Origin of the sequence: Variovorax sp. PMC12 (assembly GCF_003019815.1) — a bacterium.
Classification (GTDB): Bacteria; Pseudomonadota; Gammaproteobacteria; order Burkholderiales; family Burkholderiaceae_C; genus Variovorax.
Genome location: NZ_CP027773.1, coordinates 567,684 through 589,377 on the forward strand (window position 1 = coordinate 567,684; position 21,694 = coordinate 589,377).

18 protein-coding genes are annotated in these 21,694 nt (G+C 66.0%); 9 read left to right on the forward strand and 9 right to left on the reverse strand.

Going from position 1 to position 21,694, the window contains the following annotated elements:
• Positions 1–15: 15 nt before the first annotated feature.
• The gene (locus C4F17_RS02560) at positions 16–1,641 is read right to left on the reverse strand and encodes a GMC family oxidoreductase (RefSeq protein WP_106934177.1); all 1,626 of its coding nucleotides are present in this window, start codon (positions 1,639–1,641) and stop codon (positions 16–18) included.
• A gap of 8 nt (positions 1,642–1,649) precedes the next feature.
• A complete protein-coding gene (locus tag C4F17_RS02565) occupies positions 1,650–2,501 on the reverse strand; it encodes a hypothetical protein (RefSeq protein ID WP_199851910.1) in 852 nt (283 codons plus the stop codon).
• A gap of 156 nt (positions 2,502–2,657) precedes the next feature.
• Between C4F17_RS02565 and C4F17_RS02570 the strand changes: the two genes are divergently transcribed.
• Together C4F17_RS02570 and C4F17_RS02575 are read left to right on the forward strand one after the other, a co-directional pair.
• Entirely contained in the window at positions 2,658–3,311 is a 654-nt protein-coding gene (locus C4F17_RS02570; RefSeq protein ID WP_106934178.1) for a TetR/AcrR family transcriptional regulator, read from the forward strand.
• A gap of 170 nt (positions 3,312–3,481) precedes the next feature.
• Positions 3,482–3,862: a helicase SNF2 gene (locus C4F17_RS02575; protein WP_081269037.1), complete on the forward strand. Its 381-nt coding sequence runs from the start codon at positions 3,482–3,484 to the stop codon at positions 3,860–3,862.
• Between the two features lie 105 nt (positions 3,863–3,967).
• On the opposite strand, the gene C4F17_RS02580 is transcribed toward C4F17_RS02575, so the two are convergent.
• The 5 genes from C4F17_RS02580 to dctP form a co-directional block, all read right to left on the reverse strand.
• Positions 3,968–5,602, reverse strand: a complete 1,635-nt coding sequence (locus C4F17_RS02580) for a GDYXXLXY domain-containing protein (RefSeq protein WP_106934179.1) — start codon at positions 5,600–5,602, stop codon at positions 3,968–3,970.
• Positions 5,599–6,591, reverse strand: coding sequence for a DUF2157 domain-containing protein (locus tag C4F17_RS02585; protein ID WP_106934180.1), 993 nt, complete (start codon positions 6,589–6,591; stop codon positions 5,599–5,601). Before C4F17_RS02585 ends, C4F17_RS02580 begins: the two co-directional genes overlap by 4 nt.
• Before the next feature lie 87 nt (positions 6,592–6,678).
• The gene (locus C4F17_RS02590; RefSeq protein WP_081269034.1) at positions 6,679–7,068 is read right to left on the reverse strand and encodes a DUF427 domain-containing protein; all 390 of its coding nucleotides are present in this window, start codon (positions 7,066–7,068) and stop codon (positions 6,679–6,681) included.
• 296 nt (positions 7,069–7,364) lie between these two features.
• A complete protein-coding gene (locus tag C4F17_RS02595; RefSeq protein WP_106934181.1) occupies positions 7,365–9,050 on the reverse strand; it encodes an amidohydrolase family protein in 1,686 nt (561 codons plus the stop codon).
• A 25-nt stretch (positions 9,051–9,075) separates the two neighbouring features.
• On the reverse strand, positions 9,076–11,973 hold the full coding sequence (gene dctP, locus C4F17_RS02600) for a TRAP transporter substrate-binding protein DctP (RefSeq protein WP_159053598.1): 2,898 nt from the start codon (positions 11,971–11,973) through the stop codon (positions 9,076–9,078).
• A gap of 206 nt (positions 11,974–12,179) precedes the next feature.
• Here dctP and C4F17_RS02605 point away from each other — a divergent pair, with 206 nt between their 5' ends.
• Positions 12,180–13,148, forward strand: coding sequence for a Bug family tripartite tricarboxylate transporter substrate binding protein (locus tag C4F17_RS02605; RefSeq protein WP_106934183.1), 969 nt, complete (start codon positions 12,180–12,182; stop codon positions 13,146–13,148).
• A gap of 44 nt (positions 13,149–13,192) precedes the next feature.
• A complete protein-coding gene (locus C4F17_RS02610; RefSeq protein WP_106934184.1) occupies positions 13,193–13,915 on the forward strand; it encodes an FABP family protein in 723 nt (240 codons plus the stop codon).
• Positions 13,916–13,985: 70 nt separating this feature from the next.
• On the opposite strand, the gene C4F17_RS02615 is transcribed toward C4F17_RS02610, so the two are convergent.
• The gene (locus C4F17_RS02615) at positions 13,986–14,903 is read right to left on the reverse strand and encodes a LysR family transcriptional regulator (protein ID WP_106934185.1); all 918 of its coding nucleotides are present in this window, start codon (positions 14,901–14,903) and stop codon (positions 13,986–13,988) included.
• Positions 14,904–15,006: 103 nt separating this feature from the next.
• Between C4F17_RS02615 and C4F17_RS02620 the strand changes: the two genes are divergently transcribed.
• The 4 genes from C4F17_RS02620 to C4F17_RS02635 all read left to right on the forward strand — a co-directional run bounded on the left by C4F17_RS02620 (position 15,007) and on the right by C4F17_RS02635 (position 19,934).
• Positions 15,007–16,401: an acyclic terpene utilization AtuA family protein gene (locus C4F17_RS02620; protein WP_234382511.1), complete on the forward strand. Its 1,395-nt coding sequence runs from the start codon at positions 15,007–15,009 to the stop codon at positions 16,399–16,401.
• Entirely contained in the window at positions 16,398–16,766 is a 369-nt protein-coding gene (locus tag C4F17_RS02625) for an AtuA-related protein (protein WP_106934187.1), read from the forward strand. The genes C4F17_RS02620 and C4F17_RS02625 overlap by 4 nt, the downstream gene beginning before the upstream one ends.
• A gap of 48 nt (positions 16,767–16,814) precedes the next feature.
• Entirely contained in the window at positions 16,815–17,780 is a 966-nt protein-coding gene (locus C4F17_RS02630; RefSeq protein WP_106934188.1) for a Bug family tripartite tricarboxylate transporter substrate binding protein, read from the forward strand.
• 63 nt (positions 17,781–17,843) lie between these two features.
• Positions 17,844–19,934, forward strand: coding sequence for an alpha/beta hydrolase domain-containing protein (locus C4F17_RS02635; RefSeq protein ID WP_106934189.1), 2,091 nt, complete (start codon positions 17,844–17,846; stop codon positions 19,932–19,934).
• On the opposite strand, the gene C4F17_RS02640 is transcribed toward C4F17_RS02635, so the two are convergent.
• A complete protein-coding gene (locus C4F17_RS02640; protein ID WP_106934190.1) occupies positions 19,931–20,707 on the reverse strand; it encodes an NAD(P)H-dependent oxidoreductase in 777 nt (258 codons plus the stop codon). The two genes, C4F17_RS02635 and C4F17_RS02640, sit on opposite strands and share 4 nt — an antisense overlap.
• Before the next feature lie 88 nt (positions 20,708–20,795).
• On the opposite strand from C4F17_RS02640, the gene C4F17_RS02645 reads away from it, so the two are divergent.
• Positions 20,796–21,689, forward strand: a complete 894-nt coding sequence (locus C4F17_RS02645) for a LysR family transcriptional regulator (protein WP_106934191.1) — start codon at positions 20,796–20,798, stop codon at positions 21,687–21,689.
• Positions 21,690–21,694 lie beyond the last annotated feature (5 nt).

A 21,694-nucleotide genomic window follows, 5' to 3' on the forward strand; every position in this document is an offset into this window, starting at 1 on the left:
CTGGGGTTCGTGCTTCTACTGGCCGGCCAGGATGAATTCGGCGCACTTCTCGCCGATCATGATGGCCGGTGCATTGGTGTTGCCGCTGGAGATGACCGGCATGATCGAGGCGTCGGCCACGCGCAGGCCCTCGATGCCGTGCACCTTGAGCCGGTGGTCGACCACGGCCAGTTCATCGTGGCCCATCTTGCAGGTGCCCACGGGGTGGAAAGTGGTCATGGCGGTGGCGCGCAGCCAGGCGACGAGGTCTTCGTCGCTCTGCTTCTCGGGGCCGGGCGCGATCTCCTTGCCGCGGTAGTCGTCGAATGCGGGCTGCTCGATGATGCGGCGCGTGGCGCGGATCGCATCGACCATGGTCTTGCGGTCGAACTCGGTGTCCAGGTAGTTGGGCTCGATCATCGGCGCGTCGGTCGGGCGGCCCGAGCGCAGCCGGATGCGGCCCTTGCTGTTCGGGTTGACCGGTCCCACGCGCAGGGTGAAGCCGTGCTTGGCCTCGACCGTGCTCTTCCTGAACGGGTTGGGGAAGTACAGGTTGGCCGTCTTCTCCAGCGCGGGCATGAAGTGCAGCTGCACGTCGGGGTTGGCGAGCTCGGGCGAGGTCTTGATGAAGGCGCCGGCCTCGTAGGGGAAGGTGGTGGTGATGCCTTCGCCGAACAGCATGCCCTGCACCACGGAGAACGCGATCTTGTCGAAGCGCAGGTCCTTGTAGAGCGTGACGGGCTGCTTGCACTCATAGGACATGACGCAGTCCACATGGTCCTGCAGGTTGCCGCCCACGCCGGGCAGCGGCTTGAGCACCGCAATGCCGTGCTGCTCCAGCTCTTCCTTCGGGCCGATGCCCGACAGCATGAGCAGGTGCGGCGAGCCGACCACGCCGGCGCAAAGAATCACTTCCTTGCGCGCGCGCACGGTGCGCATCTGGCCGTGCAGCTCGTAGGACACGCCCACGGCCCGGGCCCGCTCCACCAGTACCTTGTGCGTGCGCGCGCGGGTCACGACCTTGAGGTTGCTGCGCTTGAGCGCCGGCCGCAGGAAGGCGAAGGAGGTGGACCAGCGCTTGCCGTTCTTGATGGTGAAGTCGTAGCGGCCGAAGCCGAGCTGGCTGGCGCCATTGAAGTCGTCGTTCAGCGGATAGCCGGCCTGCTGGCCCGCAGCGCAGAACACGTCGAGCAATGCGTTCCAGCCGCGCGCGCGGCACACGGTGAGTTCGCCCTTGGCGTTGTGGAACACGCCGTCGCGCTGGATGTGGCCTTCGGAGCGCTTGAAGGCGGGCAGCACGTCCTTGTACGACCAGCCGGGGTTGCCCATGGCAGCCCAGCCGTCGTAGTCCTGCTTGCCGCCGCGCACGTAGATCATGCCATTGATGGTCGACGTGCCGCCCAGCACCTTGCCGCGCGGCCAGTAGATCTTGCGGCCATTGAGGTTGGGTTCGGGCTCGGTGTGGAAGTGCCAGTTGTAGATGCCCGACTGGAACAGCTTGCCCATCAGCATCGGCAGGCGGAACAGCGGGTTGGAGTCCTTGCCGCCGGCCTCCAGCAGCAGCACGCGCGTGGCGGGGCGCGCACTGAGCCGCGCGGCGAGGGCGCAGCCCGCGGAGCCCGCGCCCACGATGATGTAGTCGTAGTCGTTCTTGTCGTTCATTGGGGTGGTCACCAGTGGATGGGGGTGCTGTCCATCTCGGCCAGATGGGTGTTGCAGAGCACGAAGGGGTTGGGCAGGCCGAGCACGGCGTCCGCGTAGGCGGGGTGCTCGCGCAGGATGCAGGCGACATTGCCGTTGCGGCCCTCGCCGATGCCCGCCGCCGCGAAGGCCTCCGCGGCCGAAGCGCCGAAGCCCATGCAGACCAGCGGCTCGCCGCGCTGCAGCAGGTGGGCCAGCACCGCCTGGATGAGCGGCTTCCACAGCACCAGGTGTCCGTGCGACTGATGCGGGTCGATGGCCACCTGGAAGCGGCTGAGCGTGAAGGAGGTGTTGAGCAGCAGCACGCCGTCTTCGATCCAGCGGTCGCTCAGCCAGTCGGGTGTCTCGAATGGCAGCGCGCCCGATTCGATGTCCGCCAGCGTGCGCGGCCAGTTGGCGAAGCTGCCGCCGTAGCCCGCGTCGCCCGTGCGGGCCTCGGCCAGCATCTGCACCCAGGCGCGGATGCTCTTGGTGAACATCTTGTCGAGCTCGCGCCACCGGGCGACGTTGCCGACCTCGAAGGCGCGGCCGGTGGCGATGTCGATCGAGGGGTAAGGGTCTTGCCCCAGCACCAGGCAGCGCACCTTCGAGGGCATCACGCTGTCGAAGGCCTTGAGCATGTGCGCGCCTGCCGGCATGCCGGGCAGGCGGCGGCCCTTGCGCGCCGGAAAGATGGGTTCCCAGGCTTCCAGCTCGAGTCGAGCGTCCACGCCTTCGAAGTCCAGCCGCACGCCGCCGAGCGCGCTGCGCCATTCATCGGGCAGGTCGTCCTGCCAGTCGAGCAGGGTTTCTTGCAAGGCGGTGCGCAGGGCTTGAGGCATGGCTTACATTCAAACTTCAAAAAAGCTGATCAGTTCGTCAGGAAATTCTAAGTAATAAATTGACGATATAGTCAGATTTTTTTGCTGGTGCTTTCCCGGCCGTCGCGCCGGGCCACCTCTAGAATTTGCTCCGGTCAAAAAAAGCGACTCAAAGCCATGCGCGAAACCAAGACAACACGACCTTCGGCACCCGAGACAACCGCGGACAGGGAGATCAGGGCGGCCAACAAGCGCAAGATCCTCAAGGCCGCCAGCGAGGTGTTCGCGGCCAAGGGCTTCGACGGCGCGCGCATCGCGGAGATCGCCACCGTGGCCGAGTTGCCCAAGGCCAACGTCTACTACTACTACCCCACGAAGGAAGAGCTCTACAGCGCCACCTTCGCGCCGCTGCTGGAGGAATGGGACAGCGCGCTGCGCATCCTCAAGGTGGAGACCGAACCCGCCGTGGCGCTGCGTGCGTACGTGGAAGCCAAGCTCCGGATGGGCCGCAAGAATCCGCTGGAGGCGCGACTGTTCGCCAACGAGGTGGTGCGCGGCGGCACCTTCCTGTCGGCCGCCGACAGGGCGCACATCGCGCAGAGCACGGCCGCCAGCATCGAGGTGCTCGAAGCCTGGATGGCTGCCAAGAAGATCCGCAGGATCGACGCGCGCCATTTCCTCTTCATGCTCTGGGCCTCGACCCAGTTCTATGCCGACTACGAGCCCATCGTGAACGCGGTGCTGCAGGTGAAGAAGCTCACGGCGGTGCACTACGAGCAGGCGCTCGAATGCATCGTGAGCACGGTGTTGGCGGGCGTGCTGCTCGACTGAAAGGGCGTTGCGGGAGGGAGGGGCGGGCGCAGCGATTGTTTCCTTCACACGAACACCGCGGTTCTTTTCGATGCGGTTTTTTATCGGTTCGGCGGCGCAAAATTCTTTCCATGGACCAGCCCTTCAGCTGATCCAGGTGAAAAGAAACCAACCGATTGAAGGACCTCCAAATGACCGCCTCGAAACTCCTCTCCGCCGTCTCTCTCGCTCTGCTGGCCGCTGCCGGCGCTGCCCATGCCGAAAGCTATGACGGCGTGCATCAACTGACTTCCGCCGCGAGCCGCGCCGAGGTCGCCAGCCAGGCCGTCGTGGCCGCGCACAGCGCCAACCCCTATGCCGATGGCGCCAACTCGGGCCCGGTGCAACTGACCGCTTCAGCCACCAGCCGCGCAGCCGTTCGCGCCGAAGCCGTGGCCGCCGCGCACAGTGCCAACCCGTATGCCGACGGCGCTTCGTCGGGCGTGGCGCCTGTGCTGGCTAGCGGCGTCGATCGCGCCACCGTGCGTGCCGCTGCCCGCGCTGCTGCTCGCGGCGACACGCTGCCGCTGTAATCGGTCTGCCTTGACTTGCTTCGCCGCTCCGGCGAAGTCAGTCGAATCAAAAAAAAGAAGCCGGCTCCGCACAAGCGGGGCCGGCTTTTTCATGGGCCGTGCGCGCTACCGAATCGGCCGCAATTGATCGTCCGCCATGCCCACCAGCAGGGCCGAACCACTGGGCAGGATGCGGAATTCGCCGTAACGCGCACCTTCGAACTTCTGCGCGTCGCCTTCCTTGAAGAACCATGCGTCGGTGACGAAGACCCAGCTCCCGTCCTTGGCACTGAGCGGTACTTCGATGTCGTCGCTCTGCCGCGGCTCCAGGGCCGATGGCAGATGCAGCGTATAGGCCGACGGCAGCGCCGGATCGGGGCGCACCAGCACGGTCGGCCGCCGGCCACCGCGAGGATGGTCGTCCCGGTCCATTCGATCGGGCAATGCGAAGTTCAGCCGCATGTAGTCGCCCTGCATCAGCGAGCGCGGGTCGACAGGCGCCAGTCGAACGAACACGGGGCGGCCGTCGCGAATGATGTTTTCCTTCTCGAAGATGGCGAAGTTCGCCACGGCCAGCGTGGCGACACCTGCCAGCGCGATGCCGGCGAGCCGCCTGTTCTTCCACCAGCTGCCGGCGTTCTGCGCAACGCTCTCGGCGCCGGCCGCATGCGACATGGCGCGCGTTGCCAGCCAGGCCAGTGCGCCCAGCGCGGCACCGATCAGCACGAGCAGCAGCGCCTTGTCCGCCAGCGACCACGCGAGCAGGTAGTAGAAGCTGCCCACGATCCAGAGCGCGGCCGCGCAGCCGAGGGCGGCGAGCCGCCAGCGTTGCGTCACCGCCAATGCCGCGGTGCAAAGGCAGGCCGCCCCGAGGTTGGGCATGAAGGCGCACAAGACCGCCAGCGGCATTTGCCGCAGTGCCGGCCAGCGACTGGCCAACAGCGCGGCCGCACCCAGGGCACACAGCACCGACACCATGTTCCGCGTGCTGCCGAGCAGGTCGAAACCGCTGCCGGCCTGGCCCATTTCGCTTCCTGCGCTGCTGCCTGGAACCACACCACCGAGCATGAACGTGGTGCCCGACAGCAGCACCAGCATCAGCAACAGCTGCGCGCACCAGCCTTCGGCCAGGCTCTCCAGCAGGCTGCCGGTGCGGGCGCCGGGCAACCGCGGCAGCAGCCAGAGCACCGCGAGCCATGCGGCCAGGCCGATGTGCGCCTGAAGCCACCAGGTCCAGCGAAAGCGGCCGGACCAGAACAGGTGATCGAAGGCTTCTTCGCCGCTCGACCATCCCATGACGGCGACGGTGAGGAACACGCCCAGCATCATGCCCAGCAGGCTGCGCAGCCAGTGCAGCGGCGCGAGCGATGCCAGCACGACGCTGGCAGCGCACATGCCCAGCGCGGCGACGGAAACCGACAGGTCGCGAAACAGCGCCCATCCCAGGCAGCACAGGCCCAGCATCACGGCCGGCAGGCAGAGCTGTTCGATGAACAGCGCCAGTCCGCCCTGGCGCAGGATGACGACGCTCACGGCCAGCAGGCCGAGTCCCGATACGTACAGTGCCGGTCCTTCGCGCAGCAGCGCATCGCCGAATGCCAGGCCGATCGCGCCCAGCAGCGGCAGCACGGCGAGCCAGGCTCCCAACGAAGTCAGCAGCAGCACCGCCCCGGGGCGGGAATCCTCGCGCGGCCATTGCGCGTCTTGCGGCAGCAGGCCCTGGGCCGCGGCGCGCCGGATGATCTCGGACGGGGCGATCATGCGGTCGCTCCTTGCTGCCGCGATGCCGCCAATACGGTGCTTTGTCTGCGCATCACCACGGCCACGGACACGGCCAGCAATCCAGCGGCCACCAGCCCGATGAGCAGCAACCGGCCCATGGTGTCGATGCCGCCGCCGTCGAACAGGATGCGAGCCAGGCCGGCGACCAGCAGGGTGTCGACGCAGAGCACGGCGGCGCTCAGGCCGACGATGTCGAACCATTGCCGCTGCATCAGCATGCCGCCGGCACCACACATCAGCGCCAGGCCCATAAAGTAGTGGGGCGAAACCTCGCTGCGCCAGAGAAGGCCTGCAAGCGAGGTCAGCGTCACGTTCACGGCCAGCGCCAGCATCGCCAGCCGTTGCGACCAGTGCGTTTCGCCGACCCAATGCCGTGCCCACGGGCTCAGCACGGTGATGAGCAGCACGCCCATGCCCCAGCCGACCAGGTGGATCGGCAGGTCGCTGTCGTCGAAGCGCCAGCGGTGGCCTGTGTGCGCATAGGTCCAGAGGCCGATCGCGCTGCATGCCACCGTCGCCCAGGGAAACCACAGCACGTCGCTGCGCACCCCAAGGCACAGCGGCAGGCTGAGAACGGCCCACAGCGCGAACAGCTGCCAGGCATCGGCACCGGTCTGGTAGGTCTGGCCGTAGTAGGCGAACAGTGCGCCCGTACCCAGCAGGCACAACAGGCCCATCGGTGTGCGAAGCGTCGCGCTGCGCCATGCGGCCAGCGCCGTCAGCAGCACCCAGCCTTGCAGCAATGCGAACTGCCCGGCGCGGCCCAGCGATCCCCAGTTGGCTGCCACCCACATCGCGATGCCGAAGCCGCCGAGTCCCGCGGCGAGCAGCGCGACGACGCGCCAGAAGCGCTGCGGCAGTTGCGTAGGTTGCGCGTCGAGTTCAGCCAGCGCGAACAGCGCGTGCATGCGTGCCGACGGCAGCCGATGGATGCGGGCCAGTTCGTAGAGTGCGAGTCTGATGTTCATGGACGTGGAGGATGGTTGCCGCTGCCATTCTCCACGTGTCGGTTCCGGCGCCCGCGTGCGCCGGAAGAGGGGGCTCGGGTGTCGTCGTCAGGCCACCCGCTCCTCGATGGGGCCGACGCGGTCGGGATAGAAGGCCACGTGGTCCTTGATCTGGGCGACCGGCTCGTAGGGCGACTCGTAGGTCCACACCGCATTCACCGAGCGCTCGCCGCCGGCGGGAATGCTGTAGTAGTTGCACTCGCCCTTGTACGGGCAGTAGGTTGCATGCGAGGTGCGTTCCAGCAAGGACATCTTCACGTCCTTGCGCGGGATGTAGTGCACGGTTCCGAAATGCGCTTCGCGCAGCGTCAGCGCTTCGCGCGTGTCGGCAATGACGCGGCCGTCCACCGACACCACCACGCGAAGCGGATTGCGCGCGATGGTGATCGGGTGATCGGGGCCGGGGGTCTTGATGGTGCGTTCGGGCGTGGCGAACATGAGGGGGCTCCTTCAGTTGGTCGGGTGACGCAAGAATCGGCGGATGCGCATCTTGCCGCGATGTCGGGGCGGTTTGAAGCCCCCCGGAAATCAGCACGTTCGCGAAGTGGTTAAAGGCAGGGATGCCGTTCGGAGGTGCTGTGGAAGCCTTTCGGTTTAGTTTTTTTCGTGCGGGATAAGACGTGTTTCCACGGTGAGCCGAACTCCCCAAAAAACCGCCACACTCATTACAAATGGAAGCACTAGATGGTCGCGAACAAGTACACAAATCTATACCGGTTCAACTGTCGAGGCCTCTAACCAAGCTTTCGCATCCAGTCAGGTTCAGGCACTTTGTTGAGTGCGTAGAAGGTCTCGAGACGGCGCCGATTAGGTTGACCCGCAGCCAGACCCAGATACTGAACTGCATTCTTTCCGAAGAACGCATTTGAAAGGGACGTCTGGCGGGCGGTGATGCTCGGCTGGTCTTTCTCGATGCGCCGCATCACGTCCGTGAAGTCGGACAGATAGCGATCGACATTGCGCTGCGGCAGGATCATGGTCCAGTCCGTGCCATACATGAGGCGTTCGAAAAGTACGTTGTTGTCGGAGGCCGCGTAAAGTGCCTGCAGGGTCTGGGAAATTTTCGTCTGGTTGGTCAGAACGCCTGCGAAGTAGCTGCTGTCGGCGTAGGTGTTTGCACCGGCTGAGCCCGAGGTCGGGCTGATCAGCTTGAGGAACTCGCGAGTTTTCGCGCCCCCATGGTCTTCAAGATCGGTATCGCCAAAATGGCCGAAGCTCACTCTCAAACCCGGAAACGCTTGCAATGCAAGAGACCAGTACTGGCTGCCCGCAAGTGCCTTGAAGTCTTCCCAAGGCCCATTCGAATGATTGGTGTGGGCCATGATCGGGACCTCGTTGGCGAGGCAGTACGCAAAGAGGCTTCTCATCGCTGCATCGAGACGCTTGCCAAAATCAGGGTCCGCCGCGGCAGCCGGAAGACCGGGTTTTCCTTTCCAGACCTTCAGTCCCTTGTTTCCCAAGGGGGCGAAGCCCATCGGCGGATAGAGCTTCACGCCGATGAATCCACGGGTCTCAACGGCCTTCTTTACGAGACGAAGCGAATCTCCCATGCCATCCGAGCCGATGGTCATCGCTTCGCGGAACGGGCAAAAGGACACGAAGCCATGCATGCGTCCGCCGAGCAGGATGGAGATCTCCGCCATCAAGTCGACCTGCTCGGATAGCGAGGTTGGCGTGCTCTTCCCTTTCGCGAGCCACCAGTCGTAGTCAACCATGCTGGACACGACTAAATCGATCTTGCGCGGCGAGTTTTTCGAGTAGGTCGTCAGATAGTCGATTGCGTTCACATGGCGATGATTGAAGTTGTGCAGGATGAATCGCACATAGCCGGAGAGCGTTGGATGACTTCCCATCACGGATGCGCCGGAGTTTCTGCGCTGCTCGTACTCGTCGTACGTTTTGGGCAGGTCGTCGATTACTGCGCCAAGACCGGTCCGACTGCCTTTGGGGCCCAACACCGATGCGCCCGAGGGTGCCTGGTAGAGCACTTCTGCCGCAGTTCGCAGCTGATCGCTTCCTATTGCATAGCCTTCCTGAAAAGAAGGCATCGCCACGGTTCGCGCTTCTACCGGAGAAGCGCAATTCTTGAGAGATGCCGCGTAGCTTGCAATGGCACGCATCTCATCCTTGGCACTCGGTGCGAGATGCCAGCCAAGCGTCTGCAGCACTGAACCCATCGCGTTGACGAGGGGGTAGAGTTCGGAGTCCTTTCCCACGACAGTGCCCGAGAGAAAAGCTCTGATCTGCAGGTCGCTGCCGTTGAAGAAATGCGCATGCGTGTCGATCGTCAGGGGCGCACTCGGGTCGGAAATGCTTGGGTCGGTCGGGCATAAAGGCTCTGTGGCTGCATTAGCCGAAAGCGGTGCAAGCATGGCCGCGAGGCTCGCAATGAAAGTGCGTCGACTGGACTCGGATCGCATGGTGGGTTCTCCTCGTGATGATGGGTCAATGCCTCAGGGTCGCCGCGGGATCGCCGTAGTAGACGTAGAGCAATCCCAGCGGATTTCTCTTTTTCGCGTAGAGCTCGCGGCGGATGGCGGTCAGGGCATCGCTGACAGGTTCGCCTTTTCCAAGCCGTGTGATGAGCTGCATGCCCATTTCGTGACCGAGATGAGTCCACACCGGAACTTCCGTGACCAGCACGCCCTGCGCACCAAGCGCAAACAACGCGTCTTGCAGGCGGACGTGGGGAAGGGGAATCGACGGTCCGGTTTCGCACGCGTTGAGAATGACGAGCGGCGTTCCGGAAAGATAGGGCGCACGTGATTCCAGTTCTTCGGAGCTTTGCGCGTTCAGTAGTCTTTCGAGGCGGTAGCTTGTGACGAGGTCACCGTCATTGAAAGAGAGTTGCGGTTCCTGAGGAGCGGCGGTGCTTGCCGTTTGGGTCGCGCCAGAAGAAGCGTGAAGGAACGTAACGATGGCGGAGATCTGCTCTCGCTGACTCGTCAAAGCCTTGCCGAGAAAATCTGTTCCCGAGTCCACCTCCAGCAGGTCCGATACCGGAATGCTGCTCAATTGCTCGATCTGCTTTCTTGCGAAGGAAACACTGGAATCCGCGCTGCTGCCGTAGAGAGCGAATACGACCTTGCGTGCAAGGCTCCTGTTCCTGGTCGCCTCTTTTGGGGGACCACCCGTGCCGGCGCGCAGCACACTGAGATTGAATTGGAGCCCCCAGAATCTTGCTGCATCGATGGTCTTGCCCGGGGGATGCAGGTACTGCCAGGGCAGCGAGATTCGATCGGTGACTATTTGAAGGCGCAGCGGGCGGCCCTTGGCCTGGGCCCCGGCCAACTCGAGTTTTCGCACGAGTGCACCCAGCCTGCTGTCGGAAGCTTGCGTGAACAGGTGCCGATAGAGTTGCTGGCCCGCGTCGGCGATGGTCTTGGCTACGTTTGTGGATTCCTCGGGAGTTAGAAGAAGACTCTCTTGCGATTCCGTGGATACGACGGCATCGGACCCAGTGGCACTCAGCCGCTTGATGAATTCGCCCTGCAAGCTGACTGCCGACATGGCACCGTAGGTCGATGTCGTCATCGCGGCGATGAGGTCCGGATCCGTCACTCCCGAATCGAATTTCACCGACTGCCCCTGGGCATCCAGCGCAAGTGGGCCCAGCAGTTTCTTCAAGTCTTCATTCTTGGGCTCGATCCGGATGCTGATGCTTCGTTCGCTTTCCTTGGTGGCATAGAGAACAACGTCGGGAGTCCAATCCGACGTGCCGGACGGTGCGGACGCCCCGGCGGCCGCAACATTCTCGGCAGAGGCTGCAGGCAAATCGCCTTCCGAATCAACGCCGACAACGACCGACAAGCGGTCATGCTCCACGCCGGTCTTGTCGTTGATGATCAAGAGTTGCAAGGTTGCGGTGTAGGGCGTGTCCTGCGAACCACGCTGGGGCGTGAACTGGAAGCTGACCTCATTCGAGCGATGCAGGCTCGGGCTGTAGGTGATCTTCTTCAGCGACTCCACATTCGGTTCGCAGAACGAGCATGCCAGGACTATCGTCAAGGAGACGTCTTCCCTGCTCTTCAGAATTTCGGGAGGCGGTGACATCGGCGCAAGAACCGAACTGGATCGTGCGGGACCGATGCCGAAGCTCAGCGTGGCCATCTGTCGGGACTTCAGCACCGGCCGCCTGGGGAAATCCTTGCGTCGCTGGAGTTGCGGCGACAGGTCCGCGTTGTAGACGATGGCTTCCGTGGTTGCCGCCGGCTGAGACGCGCTGCCAGCGGAAGTTGGAACAAGCGCCCAATCGGGCAAGGGGGCCGGAGGCGGCGGTTGGCTTGGTGCGACGTTGACGAAGTGTTTCTGTGCCAGTCCAAGATCACTCACCGCAAGTGCTCTTACGACAGCAGTTCTTTGCTTGGATGTTGTCGACCAACCGCCAATCTTCAGCTTCTCGATGAGCGCGTCGTAGTCGTTTGCCGAAAAAAAGCTCGAACTCTTCGTGTCCAGCAGAACCAGTTGCCGGGCCGCGTTCTCGGAGCGCCTGACGCCGGCATTGTGCTCATCGATGATCGACTTGGCGTTGGTCAGAAGCTGGAGGCGAGCCAGAGCGGGCAGCTTGTCGAAGCTGGTCTTGTTGGCTACAAGCACGTAACCGCGATAGCGGTGGTTGCTCTCCAGGATCGAAAATCCGGAGGCGCGGTTGCCTGCGCGCGCGAGTTCCAACCATCCGATCTCGGTCGCGTCCACGGCGCCGTTCTCCAGCGCTACCGTTCTGACTGCACTGGCCAATGGAACCGGCGATGCACCCAAGGCCGTGAATTGACGCATCTCGGTTTCATTCGTGGGGGTGCCGAGCTTGAGTCCCTTCAGATCGTCAAAGGCGAGCAGGGGTTTGCGCGATGCGATTTGCACCATGCCACCGTGCAGGTATCCCAGCCCTCTCAGCCCCTTCTTCTCGAGCGATTTCAAAAGTTTGCGGCCATCGACACTCGCTTCGAACTTGTCGACGGCGTCGAAGTCCTTGAAGAGGAAAATCGAATTGAAGACAGCGAAGTCTGGAAACTGCGCAGTAAGGGTGTCGATAGGTATGACGGAAAGCTGGATCTGGTCCGTCTGGACTCTCTGCAAGACGTCCGACGCTTCCCCCGGCGGGCTTTCGGAAGTCTTGATCTGAAGTGCGTGTTCCGATGGATTGCCGAAGCGGCCCGCCAACTGCACGATGGGGGAACGATCCTGTGCGGGGAGCGAGCCCGGCACCTCCGCCCGCCAGATACTGGGCTGGGCAATGGCGTCAGGTGGAATGAATGCGAACAATGTTGCAACTAGGAAGGCCGCATGCCATGCACGCCTGCTCCGTGAAAATTCCCAGATGCGTGCCCGAACCTTGTACGACATGCGCAGACCTCCGCTAACGAAGGGCGCACAGTCGGTCATGCCTTGGGGTTTGTCAATCCGCGATCAGGGGATGACATTGACCAGGCAAAGTGCTACAGCAGCAATGGAGTCTTGCGCAGGATGTTGTCGGCCAGACTCGCCGGGCACCCGGGCATGGAATCGGTGATACCTTCGCGCGACCTTGAGCGATCCACCGAAGGACCGAAGTGAAGAAGAACAAACTCGCTACGTTGTTGCTCGCCAGCCTGCTGGCTCTTGGCGCAAGTGCACAGGAGTGGCCGTCCAGACCCGTTCGCGTGATCGTTCCCGCGCCGGCCGGCAGCTCGCTCGACGTGATCGCGCGCACGCTGGCCGACCGCCTGCGCGTGATCTGGAAGCAGCCCGTGGTCATCGAGACCAAGGCCGGCGCCGGCGGGCTGATCGGCATGGACACGGTGGCCAAGGCGCCGCACGACGGCTACACGCTGGGCATCGGCTTCAACGGCCCGATCGCATTCGGGCCCTACATGTACCGGCGCATGCCCTATGCGCCGTCCCGCGACCTAGTGCCCATCGTGCTCACGACCTCGCAGCCCAATGTGCTGGCCGTGCAGGAGAGCAACCCGGCGAACACGCTGCCCGAATTCGTCGACTGGGCCAGGAAGCAGGGCTCGAAGTTCAGCTATGCGTCCGTGGGCGCGGGCAGTTCGTCGCACCTCACGATGGAGCTGCTGCGCAGCGTGACGAAGATGGAGGCGGTGCACGTGCCGTACTCGGGCTCGCCGCCCGCAGGGCTGTCGCTTGCCGCGGGCGACACGCAGGCGCTGTTCACGGTGGCGCCTGCGTTGCTGCCGCTGATCCAGGGCCATCGGGTGAAGCTCATCGCGGTGACCAGCGCCACCCGCTCGGAACTCATGAAAGACTTGCCGACGGTGGCCGAGGCGGGCTACGCAGGATTCGAGTCGCTGGCCTGGAACGGCTTCTTCACCGCGACCGGCACGCCGCCCGAGGTGGTGCACCGCATCAACGCGGACGTCAACGCCGTGCTGCGCGAGCCGGCGGTGCGCGAACTGCTGGCCAACCAGGGGCTGGTGGCGGGCGGCGGTTCGCCCGAGGAATTCAAGGCCTTCATCGATAGCGAGGCGCGCAAGTGGGGTGCGATCATCGCCAAGGTCGGCATCCGTCTTGATCAGTGACCAGCTTGTCGTCCACACTCCCGCAAAACTCCAGGAAGAAAAAAATGGCCGAGCTCCCGGACTCCCCTGAATTTCCCGAAGACATCTATACCGAACCGGAGCCCGATCCGCATACGCTTGCCAACCTCGGCCCGCTGACCGGCCTCGCGGGCGTGTGGATCGGCACTTCCGGCCACGACGTGAGCCCGAAGCCCGAAGGCCCTGAAGCCGAAGCGTTCATCGAGCATGCGGAGTTCCAGCCCATCGACGCGCAGACCAACGGCCCGCAGATCTTCTACGGGCTGCGCTATCACCTGCGCATCGTCAAGCCCGACGACGTCGAAACCTTCCACGACCAGGTCGGCTACTGGCTCTGGGAGCCCGCCACGGGCGCGCTGGTGCAGACGCTGTCGATCCCGCGCGGGCTGACGGCCATGGCCGCCGGCCAGGCGAAGGCCGGCGACCGCAGTTTCAGGCTGGAGGCGGTGCGCGGCGGAGAGACCAACGGCATCCTGGCCAACCCGTTCCTGGAGCATGCATTCAAGACGCTGCGCTACAGCATCGCCGTCACCATCCACGACGACCGCAGCTGGTCGTACGAGCAGGAAACCGTGTTGAGCGTGCGCGGCCAGGCCGAGCCCTTCAGCCACACCGACCGCAACCTGCTGCGCAAGGTCGGCGAGCCCACGCCCAATCCGACGGCGCTGGCCGCCATGGCGGAGGCGGCAAGGAAGAGCGCAATCGACGTTGCCAGTGCCGGGGTGACTCCCCGGGCGACACCGGTCTGAGCTTCGCGAGCCCGGCCGTTCCGCAGTAGCCGGGCGTGCTGGCCGGCGGCACGCGATGCCCGCGCCGGGCTCAATCCAGCCGCAGCGAGCCGAGCCGCGCGACGATCAGGTCGTACAGCGTCTGCGCCGCCACCGACAGGCTGCCTTCGCGCCGCTGCACCAGGTACAGCGTGCGCGTGAGCGCGGGCAGGGGCAGCGGGCGGGTCACCAGCGTTTCGCGCTGGAAGTGGAACAGCGTGAGCGCCGGCACCACGCTGATGCCCAGGCCCGCCTCGACCAGCCCCATCACGGTGGCCAGGTGCTCGACCTCGAACACCGCGTTCAGCCGCTGCGGATGCAGCGCGGCGTCCAGTGCCTGCCGCACGCTGCTGTTGCGCGCCATCTGTATGAACGGATGCGGCGCGATTTTCTTGACCGTGAGGCGCGGCTCGCGCGCCAGTGGATGGTCGGTGCGGCACACCAGGTGAAAGCGGTCGCTGCACAGCTTGCGCGCGCGCAGGTCGCTGCCCGCCGCGGCCTCCGCGCCCGAGGCGGCGAGCGCGAAGTCGGACTGGCCGCCGCGCACCAGCGCGATGCAGGCGTCGGACAGTGCGTCGTCAAGGTCGACGCGGATGCCGGGCCAGGCCTGCATGAATTCCGCGAACACCGCGGGCAGCCAGCCGGCCGCGAGCGAGGGCAGGGCGGCCACGCGCACGCGGCCCTTGCGGCGCTCCACGTGGTCTGCCAGGTCGACCATCGCGTTGCCCATGTCGTCGAGCAGCCGGCGCGCCGAGCCTTCGAACAGCAGCCCCTCGGGCGTGAGCTGCACGCTGCGCGTGTCGCGGTCGAACAGGCGCGTGCCGACGGCGTCTTCGAGCGTGCGGATGAGCGCGCTGAAGGCCGGCTGCGACAGGTGGCTGGTCTGCGCGGCGCGCGTGAAGTTGCGGTGCTCGGCCAGCGCGAGAAAGGCGCGCAGCTGCCGCGTGGAGAGGTCTGGCGTCTTTTTCATGCCTCGGGGTTCCGGTGGCCGGATACGTTATTTGAAAAGCAGATCAATCGATCCGTATTTTCGATTTTTGCGGATGATGGCGGGCTGCCTACAGTGCGGCTCGATGACTTCCATTGCTGCAACGCCCACGCTGTTGATCGGATGCGCGGCCGGCTTCTCGGGTGACCGCACCGACGCCGCCGGCCCGGTGGTCGACACGCTGATCGCGCGTCTCGCGCAAGGCCCCGCGGGGCGGCGCGCGTTCCTCATCTTCGAGACGCTGGCCGAGCGCACGCTGGCGCTGGCGCAACTGCGCCGCCGCGCCAACCCCGATGCCGGCTACGAACCGCTGCTCGACGACATGCTGCGGCCGGTGCTGGCGCGCTGCCTGGCGCACGGCATCCGCATCGTGAGCAACTTCGGCGCCGCCAACCCGCGCGCCGCCGCCCGGCACATCGCCCGCATGGCGCGCGAACTGGGCGCCAGCGCCCCGCGCATCGCGGTGGTGGAGGGCGACGACCTCTCGGGCGCCGGGCATCGCGCGGTGCTGCGCGAAGCGCTCGGCGCGCGAATGGAAGGGCTGCGCGTGGTCAGTGCCAATGCCTACATCGGCGCCGAGCCGATTGCCGCCGCGCTCGACGCGGGCGCGCAGATCGTGGTGTGCGGCCGGGTGGCCGACCCGTCGCTCACCGTGGGGCCGGCCATGTCGCATTTCGGCTGGCGCGCCGACGACTGGGACCGGCTGGGCCGCGCCACCATGGCCGGCCATCTGCTCGAATGCGGCGCGCAGGTGTGCGGCGGCTACTTTGCCGACCCCGGCTACAAGGACGTGCCGGGGCTCGAGTCGGTCGGCTTTCCCATCGCGGAGATCGACGCCGACGGCGGCTGCGTCATCGGCAAGGCCGACGGCACCGGCGGCCTCGTGACCGAAGCCACGGTGAAGGAGCAACTGCTCTACGAAGTGCACGACCCCGCCGCCTACCTGACGCCCGACGTGGTCGCCGACATCGCCGACGCCGAGGTGCGCGCGCTGCCCGGCGCCGACCGCGTCGAGCTGCGCGGCGTGCGCGGGCACGAGCGGCCGCGCAACTACAAGGTCAACGTCTGCCATGAAGGCGGCTGGCTGGCCGAGGGCGAGATTTCCTACGCCGGCCCTCGCGCCGAAGCGCGCGCGCGGCTCGCGGCCGAGGTGCTGAAGAAGCGGCTCGACGGCCTTGCGCTGCGCGTCGACCTGATCGGCGCGCTGAGCATCCTCGGCGACGACGCGGGCCGCGCACTGGCGGACACGCCCGACAGCGGCCTGCGCGACGTGCGCCTGCGCGTCGCGGCCACCCATGCCGACCGTGCCCAGGCCGAACGGCTTGGCCGCGAGGTGACCGCGCTCTACACCTGCGGTCCGGCCGGCGGCGGCGGCGTGCGCACCGCGCTCACGCCGCGGCTCAACACGCTGTCGTGCCTGCTCTCGCGCGAGGCGGTGCCGGTGCGCTTCGAGCTGCTGGCCGCGGAGGAACTGGCATGAGCAATATTCCTGAAGACACCATCGAGGTGCCTCTCTACCGCGCGGCCCACGGCCGCACCGGCGACAAGGGCGACCGCTCCAACATCAGCGTCATCGCCTGGCACCCCGGGCTGTATCCGCTGCTGGCCGAGCAACTCACGCCCGAGCGCGTGGCCGCGCAGTTCCGCCACCGTGCACCGTCGCAGGTGCAGCGCTTCCTGCTGCCGAAACTGCATGCGATGAACTTCGTGCTCGACGCGGTGCTCGACGGCGGCGTCAACGATGCGCTGAATCTCGATGCGCACGGCAAGGCGCTTTCCTTCCTGCTGCTCGACATGCCCGTTCGCGTGCCGCGCCCGCTCGTGCCTTTGCTGGGCGGACCGTAGCCGGCTTCCACCTTTTCCACTGCCCCTTCCAATTCCGGAGACAAAACAATGAAACGATTCCCCCTGACCGTGCTGACCACCGCGCTGGCGCTCGCGCCGCTGCTGGGCCATGCACAGGCCTTCCCGGAGAAAGCCATCACCTTCGTGGTGCCCTTCGCGGCCGGCACGGCCACCGACCAGATTGCGCGCGCGCTCGGCAACCAGATCGCGGCCAAGACCAAGCAGGCCGTCATCATCGACAACAAGGCCGGCGCCAGCGGCTTCATCGCGTCGCAGAACGTGGCGAAGGCGCCTGCCGACGGCTACACGGTGCTGATCACCACCAACACCACGCATGCCGCCAACGAACACCTGTTCAAGAAGCTGCCCTACGACCCGGTGAAAGACTTCGCACCCGTCGCCGCCTTGGGCAAGGGCGGGCAGATCATGGTGGTGAACCCGTCGTTCCCGGCGAAGAGCGTGGCCGAGTTCATCGCGCTCGCGAAGAAGGAGCCGGGCAAGTACAGCTTCGGCAGCGGCAGTTCGTCGAGCCGCATGGCCGGCGAGCTGCTGCAGCAGATGGCCGACATCAAGCTGCTGCACGTGCCGTACAAGAGCAACACGCTCGCGGTGACCGACCTGCTGGGCAGCCAGATCAACATGATGATCACCGACACCGCCACCGGCCTGCCGCAGGTCAAGGCCGGCAAGCTGCGCGCGCTGGGCATCTCCAGTTCCGCGCGCTCGCCGCTCGCGCCCGACGTGCCCACCATTTCCGAAGCCGGCGTGAAGGGCTATGAGATGGGCTACTGGTTCGCCGCGTATGCGCCGGCGAAGACGCCGCCGGCCGTGGTCAAGCGGCTCAACGAACTGCTGGTGAAGGCCGCGAAGAGCGAGGCGGCGAAGGCCGCGTTCTACGAACCCACCGGCACCGAAGTGTTCACCACCTCGCCAGAGGAGCTTGCCAAGTTCCAGGCGGCCGAATCGCAGAAGTGGGGCCGCATCGTGAAGGCCGCCGGCATCGAGGCCGAGTAGCCCGCGCGCCGTAGCGGGGATCGGCGCCGCGACGACACAAGACACACAACAGGAGACAAGACCATGAAACGCTGGAGCCTCAAGGCTGCCACGGTGGCTTCGGCCGCCCTTTTTCTGAGCGCATGCGGCGGAAGCGGCGGCGGGGGAGGAGGCAGCCTGCTGCTGCCGCCGCCCGCCACGACCACGCCTGCCCCGCCCGCCGCGGCGGCTGCCGCGCCCAAATACAAGCTCGCCATCACCGCCACGGAAGACGTGCCCGGCACTTTCGGCAGCGTCGGCGCCTACGAGAAGATCACGGGCACATTTACCGGCGAGGTCGACCCCAGGGACGCGCGCAACGCCATCATCCAGGACCTGTCGCTCGCGCCGCTGAACGCCAACGGCAAGGTCGAGTACAGCTCCGACTTCGTGCTCTTCAAGCCGAAGGACATGAGCAAGGCCAGCGGCGTGCTGCGCTACGACGCGCCCAACCGCGGCAACATCGTCAACCTCGACCCGTACTTCGCCTCGCGCGGCTACGTGTTCCTCACGGCCGCATGGCAGGGCGACGTGCCGGCGGCGCCGGGCAAGCTCACGCTCAAGGTGCCCGTGGCGAAGAACGCCGACGGCAGCAGCATCACCGGCACTTACCGCGCCGAGCTGCTGCCCACCGCCGCCACCAACGATTCGCTGCCGCTGCCGGGCGGCCCCTTCAACGCGGCGATGCAGGCGTATGCCACGGCCAGCCTGGACAACACCAAGCCCGGCTATGTGCTCACGCGCCGCATCAACGAGGGCGACGCGCGCCAGCTCATTCCGGCGAGCGACTGGAAGTTTGCGAAGTGCGGTGCCGCCACGCCGTTCCCCGGCACGCCCGACGAGACCAGCGTGTGCCTCAGGGACAAGTGGGACCCGGCCTATCTGTATGAGCTGGTCTACGTCGCGAAAGACCCGAAGGTGATGGGCCTCGGCCTTGCGGCGCTGCGCGACATGATCAGTTTCTTCCATCGGGACTCCGCCGATGCGGCGGGTACCGCCAACCCGGTGGCGGCCGCGATCAGGAACACGATTGCCTCGGGCGTCTCGCAGTGCGGCAACTTCATGAAGACCTTCGTGCACCTCGGCTTCAACGAGGACCGCTCGGGCGCCAAGGTGTTGGACGGCGTTTTCGCGCAGATCGCGGCGCGGCAGACGAACATCAACATGCGCTTCTCCGTGCCCGGCGGCGGCGGTGGCGTGCGCGCCGACCACACGGCCTTCGGCCAGGGCGGCACGCGCGGCCTGTCGAAGGACTACGTGGACGACGTGGCCCAGCGGCGCGGCGGCATCCTGTCGCGCTGCGAGGCGAGCGGCACCTGTCCCAAGCTCTTCATCGGCTTCAGCGGCACCGAGTTCTGGACGCTGCAGGGTTCGCCGCTGCTGACCGACGCCTGGGGCACGGCCGACCTGGTGCAGCCCGGCAACGCGCGCATCTACTACTACGCCAGCTCGCACCACCTGCTGGGCCTCGCGTCGGTGCCGGGCGCGGGCGCCGGGGCGCTGTATGCGACCAATGCCAACACGGGCGTGATCCCGGTCGTGCGTGCGCTGTACCAGAACCTGGAGGACTGGGTCGTCAAGGGCACCACGCCGCCCGACAACCAGGTGCCCAGGATCGCCGACGGCACGCTGGTGCGCCCGGCGCGGGTCGCGTTCCCGGCCATTCCCGGGGTGAGCTACACGGGGCTGGTCAACACTTACTCGCTGCTCGACTGGGGCCCCGGCTACCGGCCGCAGGACGAGAGCGGCATCGCCGCCCAGGTGCCGCCGGCCTACCTGGGTCGCGACTACGCGATCCTGGTGCCGCAGGTCGATGCCGACGGCAACGACATCGCGGGCATCCGCAGCATCGACGTGGCCGTGCCGCTGGGCACCAACACCGGCTGGAACTACACGAATCAGCCCGGGCGCATCGACCAGGCGGGCCTGTTCGGCTCCTACTTCGCATTCGCCAAGACGGCGGCGCTGCGCGGGAGCGACCCGCGCCCGTCGCTGCAGGAGCGCTATGTGGACCAGGCAGGCTACGTGGCGGCAGTGACCACGGCGGCCAACGATCTCGTGGCCAGGCGCTTCATGCTGCGCGTGGATGCCGACGCTGCAATTGCCAACGCGGTCGCCAACCCGGTGCTGCCTTAAGCGGTGTGCACCGAAAAGCCTGTCTTGCCCGGCGCGATGTCCTCGCGCAGGGTGAGGGCGGGAATCTCGTAGTCGCCGGCGTTCTGTGGACGGAACGGGATCGGCTCGGCCGTGAAGAGCGTGTCGAGTTGCTGACCCAGTTCCCCGGTGATGCGTGCGTAGGCTGCATCGTCGATCTTGTTCGTGCGATGCACCACGTACGGCGGCATCACGTCGAAGCCCGGGTAGTACAGGATGCCGTGCTGGATGGGGAACAGCAGGTCGTCCATGGGCCCGTTGATGCCTCGCGGCGCGTAGTGCGATGCCCAGCCGCCGGTCGTCACCACCAGCATCGCGCGCTTGCCGGCCATCACGCCTTCGCCGAAGCGGTCACCCCAGTGGGTGTCCGAGTGTTCGCCGAGTCCGTAGGCAAAGCCATAGGCATAGATGCGCTCGACCCAGCCCTTGAGGATGGCGGGCATCGAGTACCACCACAGCGGGAACTGCAGGATCACGGCGTCCGCCCACAGCAGTTTTTCCTGTTCGCCGGCGATGTCAGCGGTTTGCGTGCCAGTCTCGAACGCATGGAGCGAGTCGAGCACGGGGTCGAAGCGCGCGGCGGTGTCGCGCGCGGGGAAGTCGTCGGCATCGAGCGCGGGCTTCCAGCGCATGGCGTACAGGTCGGATACCTGCACGGAATGGCCGATGGCCGTCAGGTGCTCGAGCATGAAGCGATGGAGCGAGCCGTTGAGCGAAGCGGCTTCGGGGTGGGCAAGTACCAGCAGGATGTTCATGTTTCGTGGAGGTTCGAATGAAGATGCCCGCAGGTTAGGTTTCCTGGCGATATATTGGAAATGAATAGTATGAATTCCAGGAATTGCCATGAACAATTTCAGCCGCCTCGACCTCAACCTGCTGGTCACGCTCGACACGCTGCTGGCCGAACGCAACGTCACGCGCGCGGCCGAGCGGCTGAACCTGTCGCAGCCCTCCGTGAGCGTGCAACTCGCCAAGCTGCGCGAAGCCTTCGACGACCCGCTGCTTGTGCCCGCGCAGCGCGGCATGCGGCCCACCGCGCGCGCCGACGAACTGCGCGAGCCTCTGCGCGAGGCGCTCGAATCGCTGGGCCGCGCGGTGGCGCCCACGCGCCCTTTCGACCCCGCCGAGGCGACGACCACCTGGCGCGTGGCCGCTGCCGACTATGCCGAGTCGGCCATCCTGCTGCCGGCGCTGGCCGGGCTGCGTGCCGCGGCGCCGCACACGCGGCTGGCCGTGGTGGAGGCGGTGCCCTCGCGCATGGCGCGGCAACTGGAGCAGGCGGAGGTCGACCTGTTCTTTCACACCAGTGTGGGCGCGCAGCCCGGGCTGCACCGGCGCGTGCTGTTCCACGAGCGCTATGTGCTGGCCGGGCGGGAAGGGCATCCACGCCTGAAACGGCGGCCGTCGCTCGCGCAGTTCTGCGCGCTGGAGCATGTGGTGGTGTCGCCCGGCGGCGGTGGCTTTGCCGGGCCGACGGACGAGGCGCTGGCCGAAAAGGGCCTGACGCGGCGCGTGGCGCTGTCGGTGCCGCACTTTCTTTTCATGGTGTCGGTGTTGGCCCGCACCGACATGGTCGCGATGCTGCCCGAGCGGCTGGCGCGCGGCGCGGCCGGGTTGCGTGTCGTGGAGGCACCGCTGGAGGTGCCCGGCTACGAGATGGCGATGCTCTGGCATGAGCGCCGGCACCGCGATCCCGCGCACAGGTGGCTGCGCGAGCAGATCGCCGCCGGCCTCTGACGGAG